The sequence below is a fragment of the Thalassoroseus sp. genome (assembly GCF_984380535.1).
The window spans coordinates 61,942-85,908 of record NZ_CFHRBF010000012.1 but is presented as its reverse complement, the minus strand read 5'-3'; the positions used below and the strand labels follow the sequence as shown (position 1 = coordinate 85,908).

Sequence of the window (23,967 nt, the reverse complement as noted above, 5' to 3'; positions counted from 1 at the left end):
CGGACGTCCGTTAAACGCTTGATGTGATCCTGCAGTTCTTCATCGTGGTTTGGCTAAGACTCTGCGACTCTATGAGGCAAGCGACATCGACACCGTTGTGTGGCAGGCCGATCCGCAACCGGGACATCCAGCAGATGGCACCAAACAAATCACGTTCGACGACCTCCCCCGACTGAAGCCAAACACAACGTACTTCGCGCTCGCCGATCTGGGCTGGATCATGCTCGGCAGCAAGCGAGCCATCGGACTCAACGATGGCGCCTTCTGGTACCGCTTTCGAACTGCAAAACACTAGCGGATCGAGGCAAGATGTCGTGTTTGTAAATTCAATCCCAATCAGCGGAGGACCTGTGTTGGTCGTGATCGCAGATCCGCAGTAGTGAACTCGATTGTGGAGTAATCACCCGGCTTTTTCATTGCGGAGTCTCCGGAGGACTTGGGTGACTCTAGCACGGCTTACGTCGAGAAACCTGGCCAATTCAGCCCGCGTGCTGACCTCACCGGAATCAAGCAGCGACTGATAGTAGCGGGCCAAACGCATACGGTCTCGCTTGGGCTTCGCAACCGCTGATTCCGATCGGATCTGGTCGGAAATCGAGTTCCACTTGAACATTTCGATCTCCGGCAATCGTCGTAACCTATTGGTACGAAAGGCACCTAGCTCGACGAAGCCGCGGTTCCGATTGAGACCGCCTCGGGGAGCTTTTCCCAAGGTCGCGGAATACCACCGACCCACGGGGTCACCAAAACCCTGGACGTGAGAGCGTCCGGGGTTTTTGGCTTAACCGGTGTGTGGAAACGAATTTCGGCGTAGTCGGGTCTCTGGTCATACTTTGGCGGGAGAGTTGTCGCGAGCGCTCCTGGTGGCGCTTTTCGCGCTGAGAACTACAAACTCTCTTCCTCTCTGGAGTTGGAGCCGAGTGGTTAACGGTTCGGGCGCTCGCTCCAATGACTGGTTTACAGGGGCCGGTGAGCCGCTTTTCTTCACCGTCATGGTTGCTTCGGAAGCTCGTTGCGTTTCTCGACTATTTATGAGACGCTGTGATCGCCAGTTACCATCTCATCTCTCGAGGACCGCCGCATGTTCCGTGCTGCAATCTGCCTGTTGGTTTTCGGACTATTGCCTATCACCACCTTCGGTCAGACACGCGAAGAGAAAGTCCGCGGCGACCGGGCCAAAGTCGAGGCAGACGGGTTTTGGATTTACAACGATCTGCCGCGAGCGTTTCAGGAGGCCAAACAAAGCGGAAAACCAATTCTGGTCATCCTTCGCTGCATCCCGTGTGAGGAATGCGTGAAACTCGACGACGATCTCGTCGATCAGGACCCGGTGGTTCGGCCATTGCTGGAAAAATTCGTCTGTGCACGGCAGGTCTCGACAAACGGCTTGGACCTGAACATCTTCCAATACGATACCGATCAGTCGTTCGCGGCCTTCATGCTCAACGCTGATGGGACGATCTACGGCCGCTTCGGCACACGGTCCCATCGCACAGAATGGCTTGGGGATGTCTCGCTCCAGGGGCTCGCCAAGGCTCTGCAAGGAGCTCTCGAATTGCATCGAGATTATCCGAACAACAAAGCGGCTCTGGCCGGCAAACGCGGGAAGCCTCTGGAAGTCGTCTCCCCGGAGCAGTATCCGTCGCTCAAGGGAAAATATACGGCCTCGCTGAACTATCAAGGCGATGTCGTCAGGAGTTGCATTCACTGCCACCAGATTGGAGATGCCCAACGGGAATGGTATCGGGCCAAGGCTCAACCGATTCCAGAGAAGGTGCTGTTCCCCTACCCGCATCCGAAGAGCGTTGGCTTGATCCTCGACCCGAATGAACGTGCGACGGTCAAAGACACGGAAGACGGTTCGCTCGCCGAGAGAGCCGGCTTCCAGGTCGGTGATCGGATCGATTCGCTGAACGGCCAACCGCCGCTTTCGATTGCCGATGTTCAATGGGTACTGCATGGCGTTGACGCCGACGGCGGAACCGTCATGGTGGACATCACACGGAACGGCCGTCAACAGAAAATCGCGCTTCGCCTCCCGGACGGTTGGCGGCGATTGGGAGAGATCTCTTGGCGGGTCACGTCTTGGGGTCTGCGACGGATGGCCACGGGTGGACTGCGACTGGAGACGCTCCCGCAGGAAGATCGCCATCGGCTTAAGATCCCGGAGGGGGCAATGGCATTGCGAGTCGATCACGTCGGCCAATACGGTGCCCACGCGGCTGCCAAACGAGCTGGCTTTCGCGAGGGGGATGTGATCATCGAATACGACGGGCAGCGGGATCTATTACGCCCTGACGACGTCCTCGCTTATGGTGTCACCGCACGCCAAGCTGGCGACCGTGTTCCCGTCAAGATTCTTCGAGGCCGCCGCGAAATGACGCTGACGTTGCCGATGCAGAAGTAGACGCTCCCTACTGCCAAACACGCCAAGCCAAACCACTTGGCTCAATCACTCGTCCTCTCCGACTGTGTAGAGTGTGGGCTAGCAGATTGGCGTGCTTCGAGGCAGTACGATAAACAGCCACTGGCGGCAGACTAGACTACGAACATTCGCTCCATCCGGTTTGTTTTCAGGTTGCAAAGCGGCCACAACGGGCCTTCACATATGTTTCTAATGGGCTTAGGTGGTAGGGCCGATCTGCGATGGGTGATGCGTTTTTTGAGCAGCCGATTCTCAATTCTCCGTACGAATACCCAAATCGGCATTGGGAACTTGATTCCAACGGACAACCAACGAATCAACTCGTCGAGCATCGTCTGTGAACAACGGCCCGATAGTGGCTCTTCGGCAAACTTGATACTGCTGGCGAAGTCGTAGACGCAGTGGAGGAATAAGCCTATTGTTCCAGGGTTGGCTCCCTTCCTTTCCTGATGAGTCAACCATGTCGCTTCATTCTCAACCGATCGCTTCCATTCCGGTTCAAACAGTTCGCGTGGCACAAGCGGCCTTCCCCAATGGAAACCTCTATCTTCGGCTCCGGGATGAGTTGGGATCGTTGTTTACCGATACTGACTTTGCCGACCTGTATCCCACAAACGGCCAACCCGCTGAGGCGTCTTGGCGATTGGCTCTGGTCACCATCCGGCAATTCTTGTAAAACCTCTTGGATCGCAAAGCGGCCGATGCCGTTCGGAGCCGGATCGATTGGAAGTACGCTTTGGGACTGGAACTGGAAGATGCCGGGTTCGACAGCACGGTCCTGTGCGAATTTCGCAGCCGACTGGTTGAAGGTTCGGCAGAACGGAGACTGTTGGAGGCGTTTGTGAGCGTCGGTCGAGATCTAGGTTGGCTCAAGTCTCGCGGGCGGCAACGCACCGACTCCACGCACGTGTTAGGACGAATTCGGGCTCTCAATCGGTTCCAGTGCGTTATCACAACTTTCCGGGCGGCTTTGAATGCAATCGCGACTTTCGATCCCCAGTGGTTCTGGGCTCACGTGAATCCGGAATGGGTCGACCGCTATAGTCGTCTTGATGCGGGGCGATTGCCGACGGGCCAGAAGGCACGACAAACTCTGGTCGAACAAGCAGGGGCCGATGGCAATGTTTTGCTGGAGACACTCTTTTTTGACCAACCTCCCTCAGGGAGGGAAACGCTCCCCGCCATCCAGACATTGATCCAAGTTTGGAGGCAACAGTTCTTTGTCGAAGCCGGAGCTGTTCGTTGGCGTACCGAACCGCAAGGGATTCCCCCTTCGAGTTTGTTGATCAACTCCCCCTTCGACATCGAATCCCGCTATGCGAAAAAGCGATCAACCAGTTGGACCGGCTACAAAGTGCATCTGACGGAAAGTTGTGATTCCGCGTCGCCGCATTTGATCTTGCACGTCGAAACAACTCCCAATCCCGTGGCGGATGGCGATACAACGCCGATGATTCATCAAGCCCTCCGCGCGAAAGCCTTGCTTCCTGCTCAGCACCTGGTCGACACGGGTTATCTGGATGCTTGCCTGCTTGTTCAAAGTCAACAAGATTATGGCATCGATCTTGTCGGACCGACCCGCCTTGACTACCGCTGGCAATCGCGTGCGGAAACGGAATTCGCCGTTCGCGACTTCCAGATCGACTGGGACCATCAACAAGTGACTTGTCCTGCGGGCCGCACGAGTATGAGTTGGACACCAGCTATGGATTCAAGACGGCAGGAAGTCATCAAGATCAAGTTCTCTGTCAAGGATTGCGGTGCCTGTCCCCACCACTCGCAGTGCACGAAAACGAAACGCCGAACGGTCACCATCCGTTCCCGCGAGGCGTTCGGCGCTCTGCATGCTGCTCGGGCACGCGAGGAAACGGAAGAATTCCGGCAGCGATATGCCCAACGAGCCGGGATTGAAGGAACCATTTCCCAAGGTGTGCGAGCCTGTGGATTGCGACGATCCCGCTATGCCGGTAAAGCAAAAACTCATTTGCAAGATGTTGCCACCGCCACGGCGATGAACCTGATCCGCATTGACGCTTGGCTGATCAACAAACCACAAGAGCAAACACGAACGCCCGCGTTCGTCACGGCAATGAAACAAGCCATGGCAAGCTGACACCACTTCGCCAGGAGTATCACTATTGATGAAATCGGCGCAAAAAGGGCTTGCCGACGGAGGCCGAATGAAGTTTTAGCTTGAACGATGTCAACGTGGAGGTTGCCAGTTGGATTTGCTCGCGTACTTGGGATGGAGTTTTTTTGAAATAGTCAATGAAGGAGAACACGTCCACTTGCATGCGAGAACGCTCTCTCAGGCTGCGGCTTGCCGTCTGTACGATGGAGAATCTCGTTGAGTTACATCCGGAATCAACGAGAAGTCGCCGATCTCCTTTGGGGCGAAGTTATCTCTGCTGCCAGAGGCGGACAATTGCAATGTTGGACGCCGCCAATGGGAAACTGCTACGGTCGCTCGATGACCCGACGTCCTCGATTTTATCTCTAGCAATCGCGCCGAACGAGTGGAAACTCGCGGGCGGGTGCCGCAATGGTCATTTGGGCTTGTGGCATAGGAATTGCCAATTGACGGAATATTCGCCTATCTGCATGGTGCAATATGGTTGAACCACTGAGGGCGACGAATCTGTAGCATGAACCGAGGGGCGAAGAAATGCTAGAAAAGGTGCAGTTACGCAGGTTGGCCGTCGGGGCAGAAGTCATACCCGGCGGCGGCGTTCACTTCCGCGTATGGGCGCCGGAGCGAAACCGGGTTGTGGTTGTTTTTCGCTCAGAAGGGCGTTCTGATGATCGGCAAACAGTCACCTTGACTCAAGAAGAGCACGGGTATTTCGGCGGCTTGGCTCCCGGATTAAAAACAGGTGCCCGTTATGGGTTTTTGCTGGATGACGATGAGCAGGTTTATCCGGACCCCGCCTCACGCAGCCAACCTTCGGGACCTCATGATTGGAGCGAGGTTATCGATCCAACACGGTTCGACTGGTCGGATTCCCGATGGTCCGGCATTGATGCGGATCGATGGGTCATCTATGAAATGCATATCGGCACCTTTACGCCGGAAGGAACTTGGAAAGCTGCCATCGAAAAACTACCGGACTTGGCCGAGTTGGGAATCACCCTCTTGGAAGTGATGCCGGTCGCGGAATTTCCCGGTCGTTTTGGATGGGGTTACGATGGAGTGAATTTATTCGCTCCGTATCACGAGTACGGCATCCCCGACGATTTCCGACGCTTTGTCGATGCCGCTCATCGCCTGGGCATGGCAGTCATTTTGGACGTGGTCTACAACCACTTGGGACCGGACGGAAATTACCTGCCTCAGTTCAGCCCGTACTATTTCAGTGAAGAACACGATACCGACTGGGGACAGGCGATTAATTTCGATGGGATGCACTCCGGTCCGGTTCGCGAATTCTTTCTCGCGAATGCTCGATATTGGATCGAAGAATTTCATCTCGACGGATTGCGGCTCGACGCCACGCAGGACATCCACGACGAGTCGGATCGGCACATTATCACCGAAGTCGGGGAGACCGTTCGTGCGACGGCGGGCGAGCGAAACACATTCCTGGTCGCCGAAAACGAACCTCAAATGGCGAAGCTCGTCCACGCTCCGGAAGCGGGTGGTTGCGGTCTCGATGCCCTCTGGAACGACGATTTTCACCACACGGCCATGGTACGGCTGACCGGACGACCAGAGGCCTACTACTCCGATTACGCCGGCTCCCCGCAGGAGTTTGTGTCTGCGGCGAAGTATGGATTTCTTTATCAGGGGCAATGGTATTCCTGGCAGAAGCAACGCCGGGGAACGCCGTGTTTCGATCTCGAACCGCGGCAGTTCGTCGTCTTTATTCAGAATCACGATCAACTGGCCAACACCTGTCGGGGTTTACGCGCACATTCGGTGGCTAGTCCCGGTTGTTACCGAGCGATGACCGCCTTGCTGCTTCTGGGACCGCAAACTCCCATGCTGTTTCAAGGGCAGGAATTTGCTGCCACAACACCCTTCTTCTACTTTGCCGATCACAACGAGGAATTGGCAAAACTCGTGCAGGAAGGTCGTCGCGATTTCATGAAGCAATTCGCCAGCATCGCCAGTCCCGACGTCCAAGCCAAGCTGCCGGATCCCTCGGACTCGGAAACGTATCGACGCTCCAAGCTAGATCACACACAGCGAAGCCAACACGCCGAAGCGGTCGCACTTCATCGTGACCTGTTGAAGCTGCGGCGGACGGATCCCGCTTTTTCTCGGTCTCGCAAAGGCAAAGTGGACGGAGCCGTTCTCAGTAACGATGCCTTCCTCCTCAGATACTTCTGCGACGATGGTCTGGACCGGTTGTTGATCGTGAATTTCGGTTCCGACCGCAAGTTGGAGCCGTCCCCCGAACCGCTTTTGGCGCCGCCGGCGGGACATCGGTGGATGACGCATTGGTCCAGCGAAAGCTTCGAGTATGGAGGCAGCGGAGCCACCGAGGCCGAGACCGCTGACAACTGGCATGTGCAGGGGCAATCTGCCACGGTGCTCGTGCCGGTTCCGGGTCGCGAGGTCCATCCAGTTTTCGAGCCTCCGTCACAACAGAAGTCGTCTGAGTCGGAAGCGAGTTGATTTCACACGCGTGTTGGACGATTACCATCCATGAGGGAATTCGTATGAAGACTGTCAAACGACAGGTCGCGATTCATCGCGATCACGGCAAACACGCCTCACAACTACTGACATCGGAGTGGCTGGTCACAAACGGTCTCGGTGGTTATGCATCGGGAACAATTAGCGGGGTGGCGACCCGGCGATACCACGGGGTCTTAATTGCCGCTTTGCCGTCCCCATTGGGGCGGATCAATTATCTTTCACACATCACCGAACGTCTGCAACTGGCTAACGGAGACGCGGTCGATCTGTGGGGCGAAGAGCGAACGTCCGACCGACTCAATCTCTACGGGGCGGATTATCTAATCGACTTTTCCAATATCGAGGGCATCCCCAAGTGGCGATATCAAGTCGGTGATTGCATTTTGGAAAAGTCCCTCGTGATGCCACATCGTCAGAACACAGTTTACATCCATTACACTCTGACGGAAGGAAATGAACCAGTTCGACTGAAACTCCGGCCGCTTTCCCAGTTCCGGGGGCACGATGATTTCGTGACAGCTCCGCTGCCGGAACCGATCCGGCTGTCGGTTCAAAACGAGCGGTACGAACTCAAACCGGACAACGACTTGCCGGCGTTGAAACTCCGCATTTGCGGGAACGAAACGGCGTTCACTTTCGAGCGGCGAGAGGTTCAGGAAGTCATCTATCGTGTGGAAAAAAATCGTGGTTATGATTTTGAAGGCACGCTTTGGAGTCCTGGTTATTTCCGAGCCACATTGTCGCCCGGTGAAAGCGTCACCCTGATCGCGTCCACAGAAGACTGGGATATCATCGAGGCCATGTCGCCTGAGCAAGTGTTTGATGCGGAATGCGAACGACGCCGACGGCTGATTTCCATTGCTCCCTCCACCGCCCGAACTGGTGTACCCGCCGAACTCGTGTTGGCCGCAGATCAATTCCTGATCGAACCGGTGGGTCGGGTCGCCGATGCCGCGTGGGCTCATGCGGCGGGCGATGAGGTGCGGAGCATTATTGCCGGTTATCACTGGTTCACGGATTGGGGCCGCGACACGATGATTAGTTTGGAAGGACTCACTCTCTGCACCGGACGGTATAGTGATGCAGCCTTCATTTTGCGAACGTTCGGTCACTATGTCCGCGACGGACTGATCCCGAATATGTTTCCCGAAGGCGAACAAGATGGGTTGTACCATACCGCCGACGCAACGCTTTGGTTTTTTCACGCTTTGCATCGCTACATCCAGGCAACGAGCGATGAAGAAACGCTCAAGATTTTGCTGCCAACATTGACGAGTATCTTTGATGCTCACCAAAAAGGGACGCGATTCGGCATCCACGTCGATCCCAAAGACGGGCTGTTGCATCAAGGCGAGGAAGGCTATCAACTCACTTGGATGGACGCCAAAGTGGATGGCTGGGTCGTGACTCCGCGTCGTGGAAAGGCCGTCGAGATCAACGCCTTGTGGTACAACGCTTGCCGACTGCTCGCCGATTGGCTGACATCCGCTGGAGAAAATCAAAAAGCTGAGACAGTGAGCCGTGCGGCGAATCAATGTCAAGAATCTTTCAATCAACGATTCTGGTATGAGTCAGGGGGACACCTTTACGATGTGATTGACGGCGAAGACGGAGATGATCCGGCATGTCGGCCCAATCAAGTTTTTGCACTCGCATTGGATTATCCCGTTTTGGAACGTGACTACTGGAAGCCTGTTGTCGACACCGTTCAAGAGCGACTTCTGACGCCATTGGGATTGCGGTCTTTGGCTCCCGGTGAACCAAATTATAAGTCACAATACTTTGGCGACTTAAGAACCCGTGATGCTGCATACCACCAAGGCACGGTTTGGGGTTGGTTGATCGGTCCGTTTATCGACGCGTGGCTTAAAGTTCATCCGCAGGAGAAACACATCGCTAGGCAGTTTTTAGGAGGCTTTGACGATCATCTGGGAGAAGCCTGCATTGGGCAAATCAGCGAAATCTTCGATGCCGAAGCTCCCTACACTCCGCGTGGTTGTGTTGCCCAGGCATGGAGCATTGCGGAAGTTCTCCGGTGTTACCTGCTGACTGACGAGGCAATGCATTTCGAAAACTAGTGCGTATCGCACACATGTGTAGCGGACAAACTGCTAGCAAGACAAAGTCGACTAACCGTTCAACCCGCTATCTTATCTTGCAAGCTGCTCTAGCGAGAGGGGATACCACTCCAAATGGAGAATTATCTAGTACGAGACCTGTGGTACAAGGATGCTATCATCTACTGTCTAGATGTAGAGACATTCCAAGATTCCGATGGAGATAGAATTGGAGACTTTCGCGGACTGAGCGAACGGCTGGATTATCTTGATGGACTCGGAGTGAACTGCTTGTGGCTCTTGCCGTTTTATCCAACGGTGAATCGCGACAATGGTTATGACATCACCGACTATTATGGAATCGACTCGCGTTTGGGACAATGGGAGACTTTGTCGATTTCATGTATCGGGCCAAGGTGCGGGGCCTCCGTGTGATCGCCGATTTAGTTGTGAACCACACCTCCGACCAACACCCATGGTTTCAAGCCGCTCGCGACGACCCGTTCTCAAAATTCTACGATTATTATGTTTGGTCCAAAGTGAAACCGGACGATGCGGACGAGGGGGTGGTCTTTCCGGGCGTGCAGGAATCCACACGGAGCTACGATCGAAAAGTGCAGGAATACTATCTGCACCGCTTCTATAAACATCAACCGGATTTGAACATCGCCAATCCAGAGCTTCGGCAGGAAATCTGCCAGATTATGGCCTACTGGCTGGAACTCGGCATGTCTGGTTTTCGCTTGGATGCAGCACCGTTCCTCATTGAACTTAAAGGCATCGAACATCCAGACGTTTCGGAACCCTACGAGTATCTCACTGAATTTCGACGGTTTCTCTCATGGCGGTCTGGCGATGCGGTGTTGCTTGCCGAGGCGAACGTCGCGCTCGACAAAGTTCAAGAGTATTTTGGCCACGGAAACAAGTTGCACATGTTGTTTAACTTCTTGCTCAATCAACAACTTTTCCTCGTCTTGGCAAAGAAAGACGCGCGGCCAATTATCAAAGCCCTCGAGAAAAGCCCCCAGCTGGATGCCGCGAATCAATGGGTCAATTTTCTCCGCAACCATGATGAACTCGATTTGGGTCGGCTCACGGATGAGCAACGACAGTTCGTCTTCGAGCAGTTCGCCCCTGAAGAGTCGATGCGACTCTATAATCGCGGGATCCGCCGCCGACTACCACCCATGTTAGACGACGACAAAGCCCGCCTCCGCATGGCCTATGGTCTAATGTTTTCCTTGCCAGGCACTCCCGTTTTGAGATATGGGGAAGAGATCCGTATGGGTGAGGACCTCTCACTCAAGGAGCGAGACGCGATTCGCACACCCATGCAATGGTCGGCTGGGAAAAACGGCGGTTTCTCGACTGGCCCGGCTGATCAATTTCCGTGACCGCTCGTCGAAGGGGAGCCGTATGGTCCCAAATCCCGCAATGTCGAGGACGAACGCCGCAAGCAGGATTCGTTCTTGAACTGGATCGAGCGCATCATGCGCACCCGGAAAGGCTGTCACGAATTCCGCGATGGAGATTACTCAGTTGTTTCGTGCGATCGACACGCGGTGCTAGCCCATCGGTACCAACTTGGCAAGAACTCGTTGTTGGCTGGGCATAACTTGAGTGATCAGCCACAGAAGGTCACTTTGAAGGTGCCGGATATCACTCGTCACCAAATGCTCGATCTTCTGGAAAATCAAATCATTGACCACATCAAAGGTCCGGCAATCACACTGGATCTTGCCCGGTATTCCGTCCACTGGTATCGCCTTGCAGTTGTGTCTTAAGGAAAAGCCGGATGGGCGTAGAGTAGACCCAGGAAAGGGATGAGCATAAACGAGATTTACCCATGTGCACACGAGCCCTCTCTGTCCAATCTTACTCCGTTTCTGAGCCACATTAATCCCCTGCAGTAAACACCGGAGATGTGGAGGATGTCCGCGTCTAACTATCGCTCGCCGTACTTCCCAACGCCAAGCGGCATGATTACGCACGAAATCACGAAGCTGGGCACCATGCTCCCGCGGGCCATCAGACAATTCGGTACTCTGACCGTCTCGGGGGGCGAACACTGGAGCCGATGGCATCCTCGATTTCATTTTTTCTCGCTGCTGGTGGGTCAGCGGGATCGATGTTTCGTTGCATGGGGAATTCCCGGTCAGTGAGGTCTTTCCGACGGCAATCGCCCGTCTACCGGAACTTGTTAAGAAAAACAAATATTTGATCCAGAATCGAATCATGGAGGTATCCCCAGTTGAAGCGATCGGTTGTACGGGTGAGGATTGTCGCGTCAGTTTACCGACAATCCGCAATTATTGCATTTTTCCCAAATGCACCGGTTTGTCATCGTGTTCTCCTCAGGTGCTTCAAAAGGATTGCCTCGCATGTTCCTTAACCCCTGGCTCGATTCGCTTCGAAACGCCCGCAAGAGTTCCCCGAAAGCACAAGTCAGTTGAAAAGGAATTCGCCGGAAGCTCTTCTCAGCGATCCCGGCACACATTGAGGTCCTGGAAGATCGTGCCATGCTCGTGGCAGATCTAGACGTGTCGAAGACAGATAGCGCCGACCCGATCAGCACCGGTGGGACCACAACCTACACGGTGAGTATCACCAACAACGGACCGGACGCGGTTACGGGAGCCAACATCGACGATACAGTCGATTTCCCCACGGGCACGTTTACCGTCAGCAATGAAAGTCTCACGTTTTCAGGTGGTGGTAGCGGGACATTGGTTATTGAAGCGGATGGGCCCGACATCACCGGCTTGAACCTCGCCAACGGCGAAACGGCGACGCTCACCTTCGATGTGACTGCGGACACCGGCATCGGCACGATCACCAACACTGCGACCGTCTCCGCTGGTACGCCCACTGACGGCAATGCCGCCAACGACACCGCCGTCGAAACCACCACCGTCAACGCCACGGCCTCAGACCTTTCAGTCGTGAAGACCGACAACACCGACCCGATCAACACCGGTGGAACCACGACCTACTCGATAAGGATTACCAACAATGGTCCCGATGCGGTCCTGGGCGCGATGCTCGATGACACGGTTGTGTTCCCAACCGGCACGTTCACGGTCAGCAATGAAAGTCTGACGTTCTCCGGTGGCGGCAGCGGGACGTTGGTCATCGAAGCCGACGGACCGGACATTACTGGGTTGAACCTCGCCAACGGTGAAACGGCGACACTGACCTTCGATGTCACTGCGGACACCGGAACTGGTACGATCACTAACACCGCCACAGTTTCCGCCGGTACCCCGACCGACGGTAACGCCGCCAACGACACTGCCATCGAGACTACAACCGTCGACGCAGCAGCTGGGGACTTGGAGGTACTGAAGTCGGACAACAACGACCCAATCAGCACTGGTGGCACCACCACCTACACAGTCACGATCACCAACAACGGTCCAGATCCCGTCACCGGAGCGATGCTTGACGATACGGTTGTGTTCCCAACCGGCACGTTTACCGTCAGCAATGAAAGCCTGACGTTCAGCAGCGGCGGCAGCGGGACGTTGGTCATCGGAGCCGATGGGCCAGACATCACCGGCTTGAACCTCGCAAGTGGCGAAACTGCCACGCTGACGTTTGACGTCACTGCGGACACCGGCACCGGCACGATCACCAACACCGCCACTGTTTCCGGTGGTACTCCGATGGACGGCAACGCTGCCAACGATACCGCGGTCGAAACCACCGCCGTCAACGCCCCCGCAGTGGATCTTGAGGTGATCAAGGCCGACAACACGGACCCGATCGCTACCGGCGACACCACGACCTACACGGTGACAATCACCAACAACGGTCCAGACGCGGTCACCGGTGCGATGCTCGATGATACCATCGTGTTCCCAACCGGCACGTTCACCGTCAGCAATGAAAGCCTGACGTTTTCCGGTGGTGGCAGCGGGACGTTGGTCATCGAAGCCGACGGACCGAACATCACCGGATTGAATCTCGCCAATGGCGAAACCGCCACGTTGATCTTCGACGTCACTGCCAACACCGGGACTGGCACGATCACCAACACGGCGACCGTTTCCGGTGGCACCCCGACCGACGGCAACGCTGCCAACAATACCGCCGTCGAAACGACATCTGTCGTCGCGGGCGGGATGGGTGCGGTCGTCGAATTCAGCACGGCCACAGCCAACGACGCGGAGAACTCCGGCGGGAACATTCCCGTGTTACTTGTCAGCGGAACGCTCATGCAGGACGAGACCATCCAAGTCACGCTGACTGGTGGAACCGCGACGGATGACACTGACTTCATCCTAAAGGAGACGGTAACAATTCCCGCCGGTGTCTACGATGGCACCATGGTGACGGCGGTGCCAATCAATTTGACAATCAACGGGGACAACATCGTCGAAGCCAATGAGACGATCCAATTAACGTTGGCCAATGCGACCGGCGATCTGTCCATCAATGATGCGAACGGTGATTCGACAACCCAAGATACGACGACTTACACGATTCTTAATGACGACTCCGCGACTTTGACAATCGGCGACGCCAGTGGATTCGAAGGGACCAGCGGCATGCGTCAGTTTATGTTCACGGTCACGCTCAACGGCCAAGTCGATTCCAGCTTCACCGTTGACTTCGACACCGTTGGCGCCACTGCAACGGCGACCGATGGCGACTACGTCGCGAACATTGGCAATTCGTTGACCTTCAGCGGGATGGACGGCGAGACGCAAACCATTACGGTTCTAGTCAACGGCGACATTGTCCGGGAAGGTGATGAAGTCTTCTTCGTCCAACTCTCGAATGTGCAAGCCGGCGGTCGGAATGTGACAATCGCCGATGGCCAGGGCACCGGCGAGATCATGAATGACGATCTGGCGACCCAGGTGGCTAATATCGTCGATCAAGGCATTAACAATCTGACGATCAATGGTCCCTACCAGATTGTCGTCAGCGGCAACTTCGATGGCACGCCGGCTGGAGCGGCATCCGAGGCGGACGACTTATTCTTCTGGGATCCGGCCACCGGCAACAACCGAATCGTCTTTGGAGACGGGACTGTTCAAACCAATCCGTTCTCGTCGCTGGCGATCAATGGGAACGACTTTACCCAAGTGGTCGCGGGCGATTTCGATGCTGGCGGCGGAACCGATTTGTTCTTCTGGAATCTAGCCACTGGCAGCAATCGTCTGATCCATGTGAATGGAGGAACCGGAAGTGCGATTGGGACTGTGGAATCGAACGTGGTGCCACCGACAGCGATCAATGGCAACGACTTCGCACAACTCGTCAGTGGAGACTTTGACGGTGGCGGGGTGGACGACCTCTTCTTCTGGGACCCGACAACCGGCAGGAATCGGTTTGTGCACTTCCAGGTCGCAACTCCCGGTTCAAACACCGATTTCAACAATCAGCAAACAAACGCGATTTCCACAGCCGCGATTAACGGCGACTATTCCACCGTTGGAGTCGGACAATTCGAAGCCGGTGGTTTGGATGAACTGCTCTTTATCAATTTGGCAAGCGGTGCAAATCGAATCGTCACGCTGTCGACCCCGGCTGCGGGGACGACGACTGCATTCGACGGTGCCGTCACGAACTACTTCCCGACAACGCTCTTTAACGGCAACGACTACGATCGCGTTGAAGTTGTCGACCTGAACGGCGATGGATTGGATGACGTATTCGCATGGAATACCGACACCGGAGCCAACCGCACCGCCTCGACCAGCCTCGATTTGGGAACGCCGCCGGTGCCCGTCGATGATGTGATTGGTTTCCGAGCGATTAACTCGGAATACGAAATCGTGGCCAGACTCACAGAGGAAGTCTTCAGCGACCCGGATTCCAACGAGTTGTTCTTCTGGAACCCAACAACCGGCCGCAACCGGATTGGTTACCTCCAGGGTCAAGCATAGTTTTCTATTGGCTTCATTGAGGAGGTGTTGATTGCCGGGACGGGTGAAAAAAATCGCCCCGGCAATTTTTACAGCCCATTGCCAATGATACAACTTTGAAGACATCAACAGTATTGGTTCATTTGACGACATGGCAGACTATCAGGCAGAGCATTTGGATGGATGGCTAAGTTGTGTACTGAGTGATCTTGGCGAAGATTTTGCTAGATTTGCCACCCGGAAGAGGTAGCTCTTCATCGGTCACGACTGCTGGCTGTGGCGAGCTAACCTGATTATTTCAGTGCACCGTGAAAAGGTGTGTTGTTTCTAGTGGGTGCGAATCCCACCCGTCAAGTTTGTCGCTCCAGCCGGAAGCACTTGGGGCGGTTTGAGGAGGTAACGACTTGGACTGAAGCACTTCAAGAAAAGGCTCCTTCTGGGAGTCAGCGAGCAGACAGGCCGTAACGCGAGTGAACGTCGAGCAGGCCTCGAAATGGGTCACGCGGAAGCCGGCCCGCCTGAATTACGGGGAAGGCCGATGCTGGAAAACTGTGTGCCTTCGACAGGAAGGACTGAGCGATTGAGGTTTTCCGGTTCCGCCGGGGTAATGACGACGGCATGTCTGAAAGAGGACACAACACGCAACACGGGAAGCCCCAGCGGTGCCGGCGCGTGACCGGCAACCGGGATTCCGCGAGGAACAGACCGGGCCGTGTCGGGTGGCGGAGAGGCCCGTAGTAGTGATGACGCCGGGTAATGCCGGTCGAGCGAAGGGGCCTTAGTTCAAGGGGAACGTCCTACGTGACGTGTTGCCTCATTGGGAAATGTTACCGAGAGGACTTGGTGTACGGGAGTGGATTCAGACCACTTTGGATTAGCGGAGCGTAGCAGACAGATTCCCGAGGATTGCAGAAGCCAACTCAAAGAAATGGCTTCATACCTTTTCTCCCGCCGCTCACATGGCTTCGCAATTTGCTTTGGCAATTTCGCCGATCTCATACTGGGTTTCCAACCAAGAAATGGCCTGATCCAGAAGTTTTCCCGGAACCTGCGTGTAGTGCTTGTCAGACATTTTCTTGGGAGCATGTCCGAGGAACAGGTCTTCCAGTCCGTTGCATCACTCGTCGCCTTTGACCAAGGTCGCGGAGGTCTTTTTGAAGGATTTTAGCGGCTTGTCGATGCCCTCCTTTTTCCGCAGGCGATCAAAAGCATTTTTGACGTTGTCGGTCTTTTTGTATTTGCCATCCGCAGTGAGCACCTCAGTACAAAGGGCTGAACCATTCGCGTTATGCAGAACCCGCCCCTGGTTCTCGTCAGTTCGTTCCTGTTCTAGTAATCGCAAGGTTTCCGGCCACAGCAGATAATTGACAACAGGTACATTTTCGTGGTCTGAGGTTTTGGATCGCTTGCGAACAATGCGCCCTTCACCCCAATTGACTTCCTCGCACTTGAGGTCAGAGATGTCCTTTTGGGTCATACCGCAGTTGAGCATCAAGAGGATGTAAAGTCTCGTTCGATCCGAGGCGGCTCCAAGGAGCTTGCGTACCTCCTCGGGCGTGAACACCACGGCGGTTGGAGTGTTCGCCCGGATTTTCAACGGGCCGGCCTTACCATCGAGAACACGCGGCAGAGATGGGATCGCCTCGACCTGCCATAACCACCGCATGAACGCCTTGACGGTTTTGAGGTAATGTTGAGCGGTCGTTTTCGACAAATTCTTGGATTTTAAGTTGTCGAGAAGGCGACTTTGATACTTGAGCAGCGTAGTACCATCAATTTCCGAAACGGCTGTATCCTTCCCCAACCAGTCACTGAAATAATTCAAATGCAGTCCAATCGCGTAAACTCGCCCGGCGGACAGTTCATTGTTTTCCTGCTGTTGCTGCTTTTGGCGGATGTACTCCGCGACATGGACAGAAACTGCATTCTCCCGAATCGCGGCTCGGCGTTGCTGCATGCTGACCGGCAGCGGAATATTATCTATTGGAAGTACATTGGACTCCGGCATCCGGTTGTTTTTCGACGCGACAGCGAGGTCGTGCAAGGGAGGGCCATTCTGGATCGACAGAAGAACGTTGCAAGTGCGCCAATAGCACCGATTTCGTTCAGGTCGTCGATGAACGTCTTTCTGCTAATATCAGCAACAATCCCGTCGTCGTGGAGTGCGGCGAAACTCATGTTTCTCATAATGTGAGCTAGGCAATGGCGCCGGCCACGGCCCTATAGGCATTCGAATGTCGCCAACCAATAAGGTCTAGAGGACATGAAAGAGCTCTGGCTTCCCATACCCACAACCTTGAGATTCGATCGGTAAGTTGTCTGATTACAAAGTCAATTGGAAACTTGATCCTTACCTGCCTCCGCGGTTTGCATGCCTCTCTGCAATTCTGCCGGCAGTTGGGCGACATTCCGGCCCACTAGCCGAATCAAATTTGGGAGATGCTTGCCAAACAACATCCAAGCCACGAAGGTAACGATTAGCAATTCACTCAGGCCAATACCAAACATCGAATTCGCTTTCAGAGAGTGACGACATTCTCAAAAACAAGTTGACCTAGACAAACACATCCAATTAATGTGGTTTTCGTAGTAAACGCCACAGGCACCAAGTTGCAGCTCCGCTGATAGCAGTCCAGGAGCAGAGCATAAAGAACAGAGCAGATCGTGTCATCGATTCTCCTGCACCTCCTGGGCTATAGACTTTCGTTGCCGTCGCCAAATCAAAACCATCATGCCAAACACCACGAACAACATGCTAAAACGTGCTAGCCACAACACGGGACGATGTTCCGCCGGGACTTCTGTCAATAACACCGCCGTGTGGAAATCCTGAGAGATCCAACCGACGAGCAGGACCATCAAGTAGAAGGGCACGACATATCGGATGAGAAAATAGAACACGCGGGGAACCGGTTGCAGAGAAACAGGCATAAGCTAGTGTCCAGGATTCGATATAGGTATAGAACACGACAAACAGCAACGGCAGCGCGATACCCAGCGAACCGAGATACTTTGCTGCCGGATTCCGCCACATCCGTTGGAACATTCCTGAGGTCGTGGAATGGCCAAATTGTCCCCCGTAGCGGCCCATCGTCCACTCCAACCACATCAGGGGGATTCCTAGTAAAAGTAGAGCTACGATATACGGAATCAGGAACGCGCCACCACCGTACTGTGCGGCCATCCGGGGAAATCGTAAGAAGTTCCCGAGTCCGATAGCATTTCCCGCCATAGCCAGCACAAGACCGATCCGCGAGGCCCAATGCTCACGACCTGTTGTAGAACTCATCGGTCAATTCTTTCTTGGTGAATTCACCTCGTTGTTGACTAACAATCGACAATTCTCATGAAACTTATAGACTTCCTAGGCCGTATCACTGACCTCCGTGTCCGCAATGGATGTACATACTAGAGAGACGACACAGTTCCGCGAGACTGATCCCGCTACGGCTAAAAGTCAACTTCTTCAATGGTCACTATATTCACAATGGTTCGCGGAGAGGTCTAGAAACAACAGGCATTGACCGCAAGCAAAAACACTGTGCAAACTTACCGCTCCTTTACATACTTCGGTTTCAGTGTCCCGCATGCCTAGACAGAGTGGCAGTAATTCTTGGCCGTTATCCATCAGAACTATTGAGTTTGACAGGGCTTACTTTGACAGATTCCGGTACGAAATGACTTTGCTGCTGGCTGCATAATAGATAGTGAAGCAACGGACTTGTCATGAAGGTTGTTACAAGAGCCATGATGGCCAGCATTGAGAACACGCTGTCAGGAATGACGCCTAGTTCTCGTCCAAGGTTAATGACGATTAGCCCCATGAGCGCGCGAGTATTCATCATGACCGCCACGCAGCCACTTTCCCGCCAAGACAGTCCCCCCCATCGGGCCGCAAGGCCGCAGCCCGCTGTTTTGCCGACGATCGAGGTTAGGACGACAAGTCCGCACCAGATCCAAAGGTCTGGTGTCAGTCGTCCGATGTCGGTTCGGAGTCCCGCGTAGGTGAAGAACACAGGCAAGAAGAACGCGGTAACAAGATCCCGTAGCCGAACGTTGATTGCGGTCCGGAGATCATGCTGATCTGAGAGAACTAGGCCGAGGATAAACGGACCGAAGATCGAAAAAACACCCATCGAATTAGTGACTGCTGCCAATGCGAGTACCGACAACAGTATGAAACTCAACGACGTGAATGTTAGTCCTCCGCCATTATTGTCGAGAATGGCACGACTCCATCGAATGAAAAACGGTCGGGCGAGGTACCAGACGAAAGCAGCGAAGACGACCGTAGACAATAGCATCCCGGCTACAGGAACAAACCGGAATTCACCAGCTACGATTCCGCTAATGGTCGCGAGCAACATCCAACCGACGACATCATCGATCGCGGCGGCGGACAGAACTAGGGTTCCCAGACGACTATGGTTCAGTCCAAAGTCTGAAATGATCCGTCCTAAGATGGGAATGGCTGTAATCGACAATGCCGTGGCGATAAAAAGCATAAAGCCTAAGCGGTTTGTCTCGCCACCGACATAGGGATGCATGGCCCAAGCCAGTCCGAAACCTAGTACAAAGGGTAGAAATATGCCGGTGGCTGCTACGCTAGCCGCGGTTCCACCGATTGACTTGAGGTGATCAAATTCAAAGTCGAGTCCGACTAAGAACATAAGCAGAATGAGCCCCAGCTGACCGAGCACATAGAACACAGATTCTGTCTCCGTGGTGAACAGCAATGAGAACCCTGTCGGGCTAATCTGACCTAACAAAGACGGCCCAAGCAGCAGACCGGCGGCTATCTCTCCGACCACTTGCGGCTGTCCAAAGCGAGAGAAGAACCACCCCCCAGCCCGTGCGGCAGATAGTATGATGATCAATTGGACAAGGAAGTCGAACAGGAACGACTCGCCAGTGACTGTCGATGCTATAATTCTCATGATGCGACCGCCGACGGTTTTCTCTGGTTTGCTAATGAATCGGTCTTCACAACTGTCTGATTCCTACTCTTATGTCGACTCGCCAGGTGGCTCTGGCAACCAAATCGAGATTACGATCGCCAACGCAAAGACGAATGTCCCGATCATTGCAGCCGCGTAAGCTAGCTTATCGGTCGGAGCTACATTCGGCATGAAACCCCGCGCGGCCAGCGTACTTGTGACCCAAGCGAACAAAGTACCAATCATTCGCCCTCCAATGTTCGCCGCGAAGCTCTCACCGGTGGCTCGAAGGTGCACAGGATACATCAGCGGCAGGTAGTTGCCCCAGAAACTGAATTGAGCGACGATCACCGCGCCCGCCAGAAAAACTCCGACGTAAAGGAGCTTCAAATCTACAAGGGCGGCGTAGCCGAACACGAGCGGCATGAGGAACAAGCCAGGGAGCAGGAACCATCGCAGTAACTGTCTTCGGCTTGCAATGCGAACCGCCAGAAAAGCCAGCAACAACCGCCCGACCAGTCCACCAACTTCCTGTGTTTTGGTCACGTTGGCGGCCACTTCCTGCTCGACTTGTTTTCTGATTTGCGCAGGCGGAATGCTTTCGTCCGCCGCTTCGGTCCGCTGCTGCACTTCCTGTTGGACCTCCGCCAAACCCGGAACGATCCGCTGCACGTGTTGCAACGCACCGAATGCCGCCCCGTAACTGCAGGCAAAAAGAATTGTGGTGATGACCGTCGTGCGGAAGAACGCTGGGGAGAACAGTTGCGCCAGGCTTGGTCGACGCAGCGTACCCGCCGACTTCTTCTCTCGCCAAACGGGCGATTCGGGTAGGAACGGGCGAATAACAATCAGTGGAACCGCCGGAATCAACCCGGACATAAGCGTGTACCGCCAAGCCGCGTGAGGATCACCAACAGAACCGCTCGAATTCGGGAGCCAGTCGGGCAGAGCGATCGCGGGCAAATCGGGGGCGTAAGCGACGGCTAGTCCGTTTGCCACGGCCACTAACAAGCCACCAATCGAAGAAAATGCTTGCGTGTACCCCAGGACCCGCTCTCGCTGCTTTGGCTCAGGGAACAGTTCCGCGAGCCAAGCAATTGCGGCGACGAATTCCACGCAAACGCCGATAAACGTCGTGCACCGTAGGATGAGCAGCATTTCCACGGATGTCGAGAAACTCGCGGCGAACGCCGAGAACGCGTATAGCAGGATGCTCCAGGTGAGTACACGCCGCCGGCCAAGCCGGTCTGTCAGGTAGCCGCCCAAAAGACCGAACAATCCTCCCACCAATGCGGGCACATAGAATAAGCGTCCGACCCACATCTGGAATTCTGGGGTGCCTGGCGTCGCGCCCGTCAGTTCGGCAAGTGCCGGTCCAACGATTAGAGGAAGCATCAAGAGTTCATAGATGTCAAAGGCAAAACCGATGGCGGCGATGCCACAAATCAGCCAGGTCACGCCGGTGAATTTTCGTGGCGGTTGGAGAGGTGAACCGGGTGTCACGTCTGAGGAGGTCATCAACGTCAATCCAGGAGGCAAGGGCGAAGAACCAACGAAGAATTGAGGCGTCGGCAGGAAGTCGACATCAGTCTGGCAGCGGTTGATTACGGGTCTCGGGCAAGAACGGGAGGGCCAGCAAACCCAGCAAAAATACGCTGCACATTGTCACGCCGGCGTACCGCATCGGTTCAGGATAGTCTGCAAAGACGCGACTGGTCAGCAGTCCCAACGTCAACGGTCCCAACGCCGCCGCAAATCGACCGACGTTGTAACAGAACGACGTTCCGGTGCTGCGAAGATGTGTCGGGAACAACTCAGGAAAATAAATTGCATATCCACCAAATAACGCCAGTTGGCAGAAACCCATCAGCGGAATCATCCAGAAAATGTCCGAGAAGTCGTTGAGTGTCCAGAAGACGAGCGCGGTTGTCAGCATGGCTAATATCAGCGTACCGGCGAATGCCGTTCGGCGACCGAGGCGGTGAGTCAAATGGCTAAACGCGTAGATGCCGAAGAATGCACCAACGTTAAGAGTGATTGACGTAATGCCGGCCCAGAACGTCAATCGGCCGGAGACCGCTGCTTCTGTCAAACCCTGACTTTCTAAGTGTCCGCGCAGCACGAGCCGGATTAGATCGATGCTGAAAAAGCCAATGCCCCACACACCGACGACCCCAGCAAACGCCAGCACCATGCCGGCCAATGCCCGTTTCCGCCAACGCCGGTCCGCGAACAGTTCGCGATAGGAACCGAGTTGGCGGCTTGGGAGGTCACTGCCGGTGACATTCTGCCAACGCTCAGGCTCTTTGAGCCGACGACGAATCAAAATAGCGAGCAGGGCGGGAAACATGCCTACGACGAACATCCATCGCCAAGCACTTCCCACCGCGCCCGTTTCTTCTAATCGTCCAAGTCCGAGACTGATCCCCGCTGCGGCGATATTGCCAACCGCTGAGAGCGCTTGAAGCAGCCCCAAGGCGAACGGTCTGGCCCGCTCTGGCATGACCTCCGCGACTAGGGCTACGCCGACTGCAAATTCGCCGCCGACGCCCAGACCCGTGAGGAAGCGGTAGAAGGCAAAATCCCAAAACCCCACCGCGAAGGCGCTCAAGCCGGTACACAGGGAGTAAATCAAAATCGTCCACAGCATTGTTTTGGCCCGACCGATGCGATCGCCGAGAACGCCAAAGAACAATCCACCGGTGGCCCACCCGATCAAAAAGATAGCGGTCGCATACCCGGCGTACTCCGCGACGATCCGGTCGCTGGGCACGACGCCGGCGGAGGTCGTCAACAGTTCGCGGATCGCCGGCACACGAGCCAAGTTAAACAGTTGCTGGTCCATGGTGTCGAACAGCCATCCCAAGGCTGCCACTATCAACACAAACCAGTGGTATCGATTCAACTCTTGATACCAGGGCGTTCGTGACTCGGACAACGGGATAGAGATACGAGCAGGCTCCGAAATGTGCATCCTCAACTCCGCGGTATGGAAAACAGAAACGCCCAAACACAGGGAACGAACAATTCAAACGGTCGCGGAGTCGAGGCCCTAGCGGCTTGGCGAAGTATCCCCGCACCGCCGGAGTAGGCCTCGCAACTCGGTCGAAGGAGATCAAATATCACCAGGCAGGAAATCGAGCGACACCGGACGCTCATATCCGCGTAGCCAATCCACGAACTTCTGCCAGCTCGATTGCCCGGAGCGTGATTTTTGTATGGCTTCGCGGAGTCGTTGCACGCCCGGATCGGTCTCGTCGGCAATTTCGTCGAGAACGCTCCAACATCCGGAGCCTCGGCCGGACAGGAGCAGAGCCGTCGCGAAGTTCGTCTTCCACTTCGTCGGAACATTCTGCCGCATGAGCAGCCCGCCACCGTTGAGGACCAAACTTCGATAGACTCGCACGGCGGATTCGACTTGACCCAGCCGCATCAAGCAGACGCCATAAGCATTTTGCATCGCCGGAGCGCTGGAACCCCGTGAACGAACCAAGACAATGGCCTCGTCAAGCCGACCTTCGTCGAGCAACCGACGGAGTTTGGCATCGATCGGATCGGCCGGGGACGCCGGCGGTGGAGAAAATTGACGAGACACCAAATGAGTATGCGTGAACGTTTCGGCTTCGGAAGCGACCTGCAGATTCGATCCGGCCTCGTTCATAACAGTCTTCGAAATCATGGAAGGTAACCCTATAGAAATCAATTTGTGGGGGGAGAATTGCGGCAGACTGCGCAGCGGGATTGACCGATACGTGACCACGGTCCGCGCAGCACAAGCGTGTCAGCAATGAGTCGATCGGGTCTGCGAAGCCCGATGAACGAGCCAGCAGATCAAACGCGTTGCGCAAGTGTCCTATCGGAGGAGCGGCAGCCGTCGACACTGCAAGAAAGGGGATTCCGGATCGAGCTGGACCCAAAACCATTGCGCCACAAATCTCACAGACGGACAGACCCATTCGAAGGTCGTCACGGCCGGGGTGGCGTTGCCGTCTTGACAGACGGGAAGTTGCAAAGAACGCGAAGGGCTAAA

The 23,967-nt window shown here is 55.0% G+C and carries 13 protein-coding genes and 2 pseudogenes; 7 read left to right on the top strand and 8 right to left on the bottom strand.

Annotated features, from left to right (window positions below; genetic code table 11):
• Positions 1-49: 49 nt before the first annotated feature.
• Positions 50-295, top strand: a complete 246-nt coding sequence (locus AC5DDB_RS17380; protein WP_491741014.1) for a hypothetical protein — start codon at positions 50-52, stop codon at positions 293-295.
• 105 nt (positions 296-400) lie between these two features.
• On the opposite strand, the gene AC5DDB_RS17375 is transcribed toward AC5DDB_RS17380, so the two are convergent.
• Complete coding sequence (locus tag AC5DDB_RS17375) at positions 401-613, bottom strand: hypothetical protein (protein ID WP_491741013.1); 213 nt, start codon at positions 611-613, stop codon at positions 401-403.
• 468 nt (positions 614-1,081) lie between these two features.
• Here AC5DDB_RS17375 and AC5DDB_RS17370 point away from each other — a divergent pair, with 468 nt between their 5' ends.
• From AC5DDB_RS17370 to AC5DDB_RS17345, 6 genes and pseudogenes are all read left to right on the top strand, one after another.
• Complete coding sequence (locus tag AC5DDB_RS17370; RefSeq protein ID WP_491741012.1) at positions 1,082-2,407, top strand: Trx7/PDZ domain-containing (seleno)protein; 1,326 nt, start codon at positions 1,082-1,084, stop codon at positions 2,405-2,407.
• Between the two features lie 478 nt (positions 2,408-2,885).
• Positions 2,886-4,538 (top strand): annotated as a pseudogene (locus tag AC5DDB_RS17365) (IS1182 family transposase).
• A 552-nt stretch (positions 4,539-5,090) separates the two neighbouring features.
• Positions 5,091-7,043: a malto-oligosyltrehalose trehalohydrolase gene (gene treZ / locus AC5DDB_RS17360; RefSeq protein ID WP_491741011.1), complete on the top strand. Its 1,953-nt coding sequence runs from the start codon at positions 5,091-5,093 to the stop codon at positions 7,041-7,043.
• A gap of 44 nt (positions 7,044-7,087) precedes the next feature.
• The gene (locus tag AC5DDB_RS17355; protein ID WP_491741010.1) at positions 7,088-9,145 is read left to right on the top strand and encodes an amylo-alpha-1,6-glucosidase; all 2,058 of its coding nucleotides are present in this window, start codon (positions 7,088-7,090) and stop codon (positions 9,143-9,145) included.
• Positions 9,146-9,259: 114 nt separating this feature from the next.
• Positions 9,260-10,908 (top strand): annotated as a pseudogene (locus AC5DDB_RS17350) (alpha-amylase family protein).
• 735 nt (positions 10,909-11,643) lie between these two features.
• The gene (locus tag AC5DDB_RS17345; protein WP_491741009.1) at positions 11,644-15,021 is read left to right on the top strand and encodes a beta strand repeat-containing protein; all 3,378 of its coding nucleotides are present in this window, start codon (positions 11,644-11,646) and stop codon (positions 15,019-15,021) included.
• Between the two features lie 1,096 nt (positions 15,022-16,117).
• On the opposite strand, the gene AC5DDB_RS17340 is transcribed toward AC5DDB_RS17345, so the two are convergent.
• The 7 genes from AC5DDB_RS17340 to AC5DDB_RS17310 all read right to left on the bottom strand — a co-directional run bounded on the left by AC5DDB_RS17340 (position 16,118) and on the right by AC5DDB_RS17310 (position 23,598).
• Positions 16,118-17,008, bottom strand: coding sequence for a tyrosine-type recombinase/integrase (locus AC5DDB_RS17340; RefSeq protein WP_491741008.1), 891 nt, complete (start codon positions 17,006-17,008; stop codon positions 16,118-16,120).
• 323 nt (positions 17,009-17,331) lie between these two features.
• Entirely contained in the window at positions 17,332-17,508 is a 177-nt protein-coding gene (locus AC5DDB_RS17335) for a Sec-independent protein translocase subunit TatA/TatB (protein ID WP_491741007.1), read from the bottom strand.
• Between the two features lie 247 nt (positions 17,509-17,755).
• Positions 17,756-18,289: a hypothetical protein gene (locus AC5DDB_RS17330; protein ID WP_491741006.1), complete on the bottom strand. Its 534-nt coding sequence runs from the start codon at positions 18,287-18,289 to the stop codon at positions 17,756-17,758.
• A gap of 331 nt (positions 18,290-18,620) precedes the next feature.
• Positions 18,621-19,937 (bottom strand): cation:proton antiporter, encoded by a 1,317-nt coding sequence (locus tag AC5DDB_RS17325; RefSeq protein ID WP_491741005.1) that lies wholly within the window; start codon positions 19,935-19,937, stop codon positions 18,621-18,623.
• Positions 19,938-20,006: 69 nt separating this feature from the next.
• On the bottom strand, positions 20,007-21,455 hold the full coding sequence (locus AC5DDB_RS17320; RefSeq protein ID WP_491741004.1) for an MFS transporter: 1,449 nt from the start codon (positions 21,453-21,455) through the stop codon (positions 20,007-20,009).
• 67 nt (positions 21,456-21,522) lie between these two features.
• Positions 21,523-22,911, bottom strand: coding sequence for an MFS transporter (locus tag AC5DDB_RS17315; protein WP_491741003.1), 1,389 nt, complete (start codon positions 22,909-22,911; stop codon positions 21,523-21,525).
• 141 nt (positions 22,912-23,052) lie between these two features.
• On the bottom strand, positions 23,053-23,598 hold the full coding sequence (locus tag AC5DDB_RS17310; protein WP_491741002.1) for a tetratricopeptide repeat protein: 546 nt from the start codon (positions 23,596-23,598) through the stop codon (positions 23,053-23,055).
• Positions 23,599-23,967 lie beyond the last annotated feature (369 nt).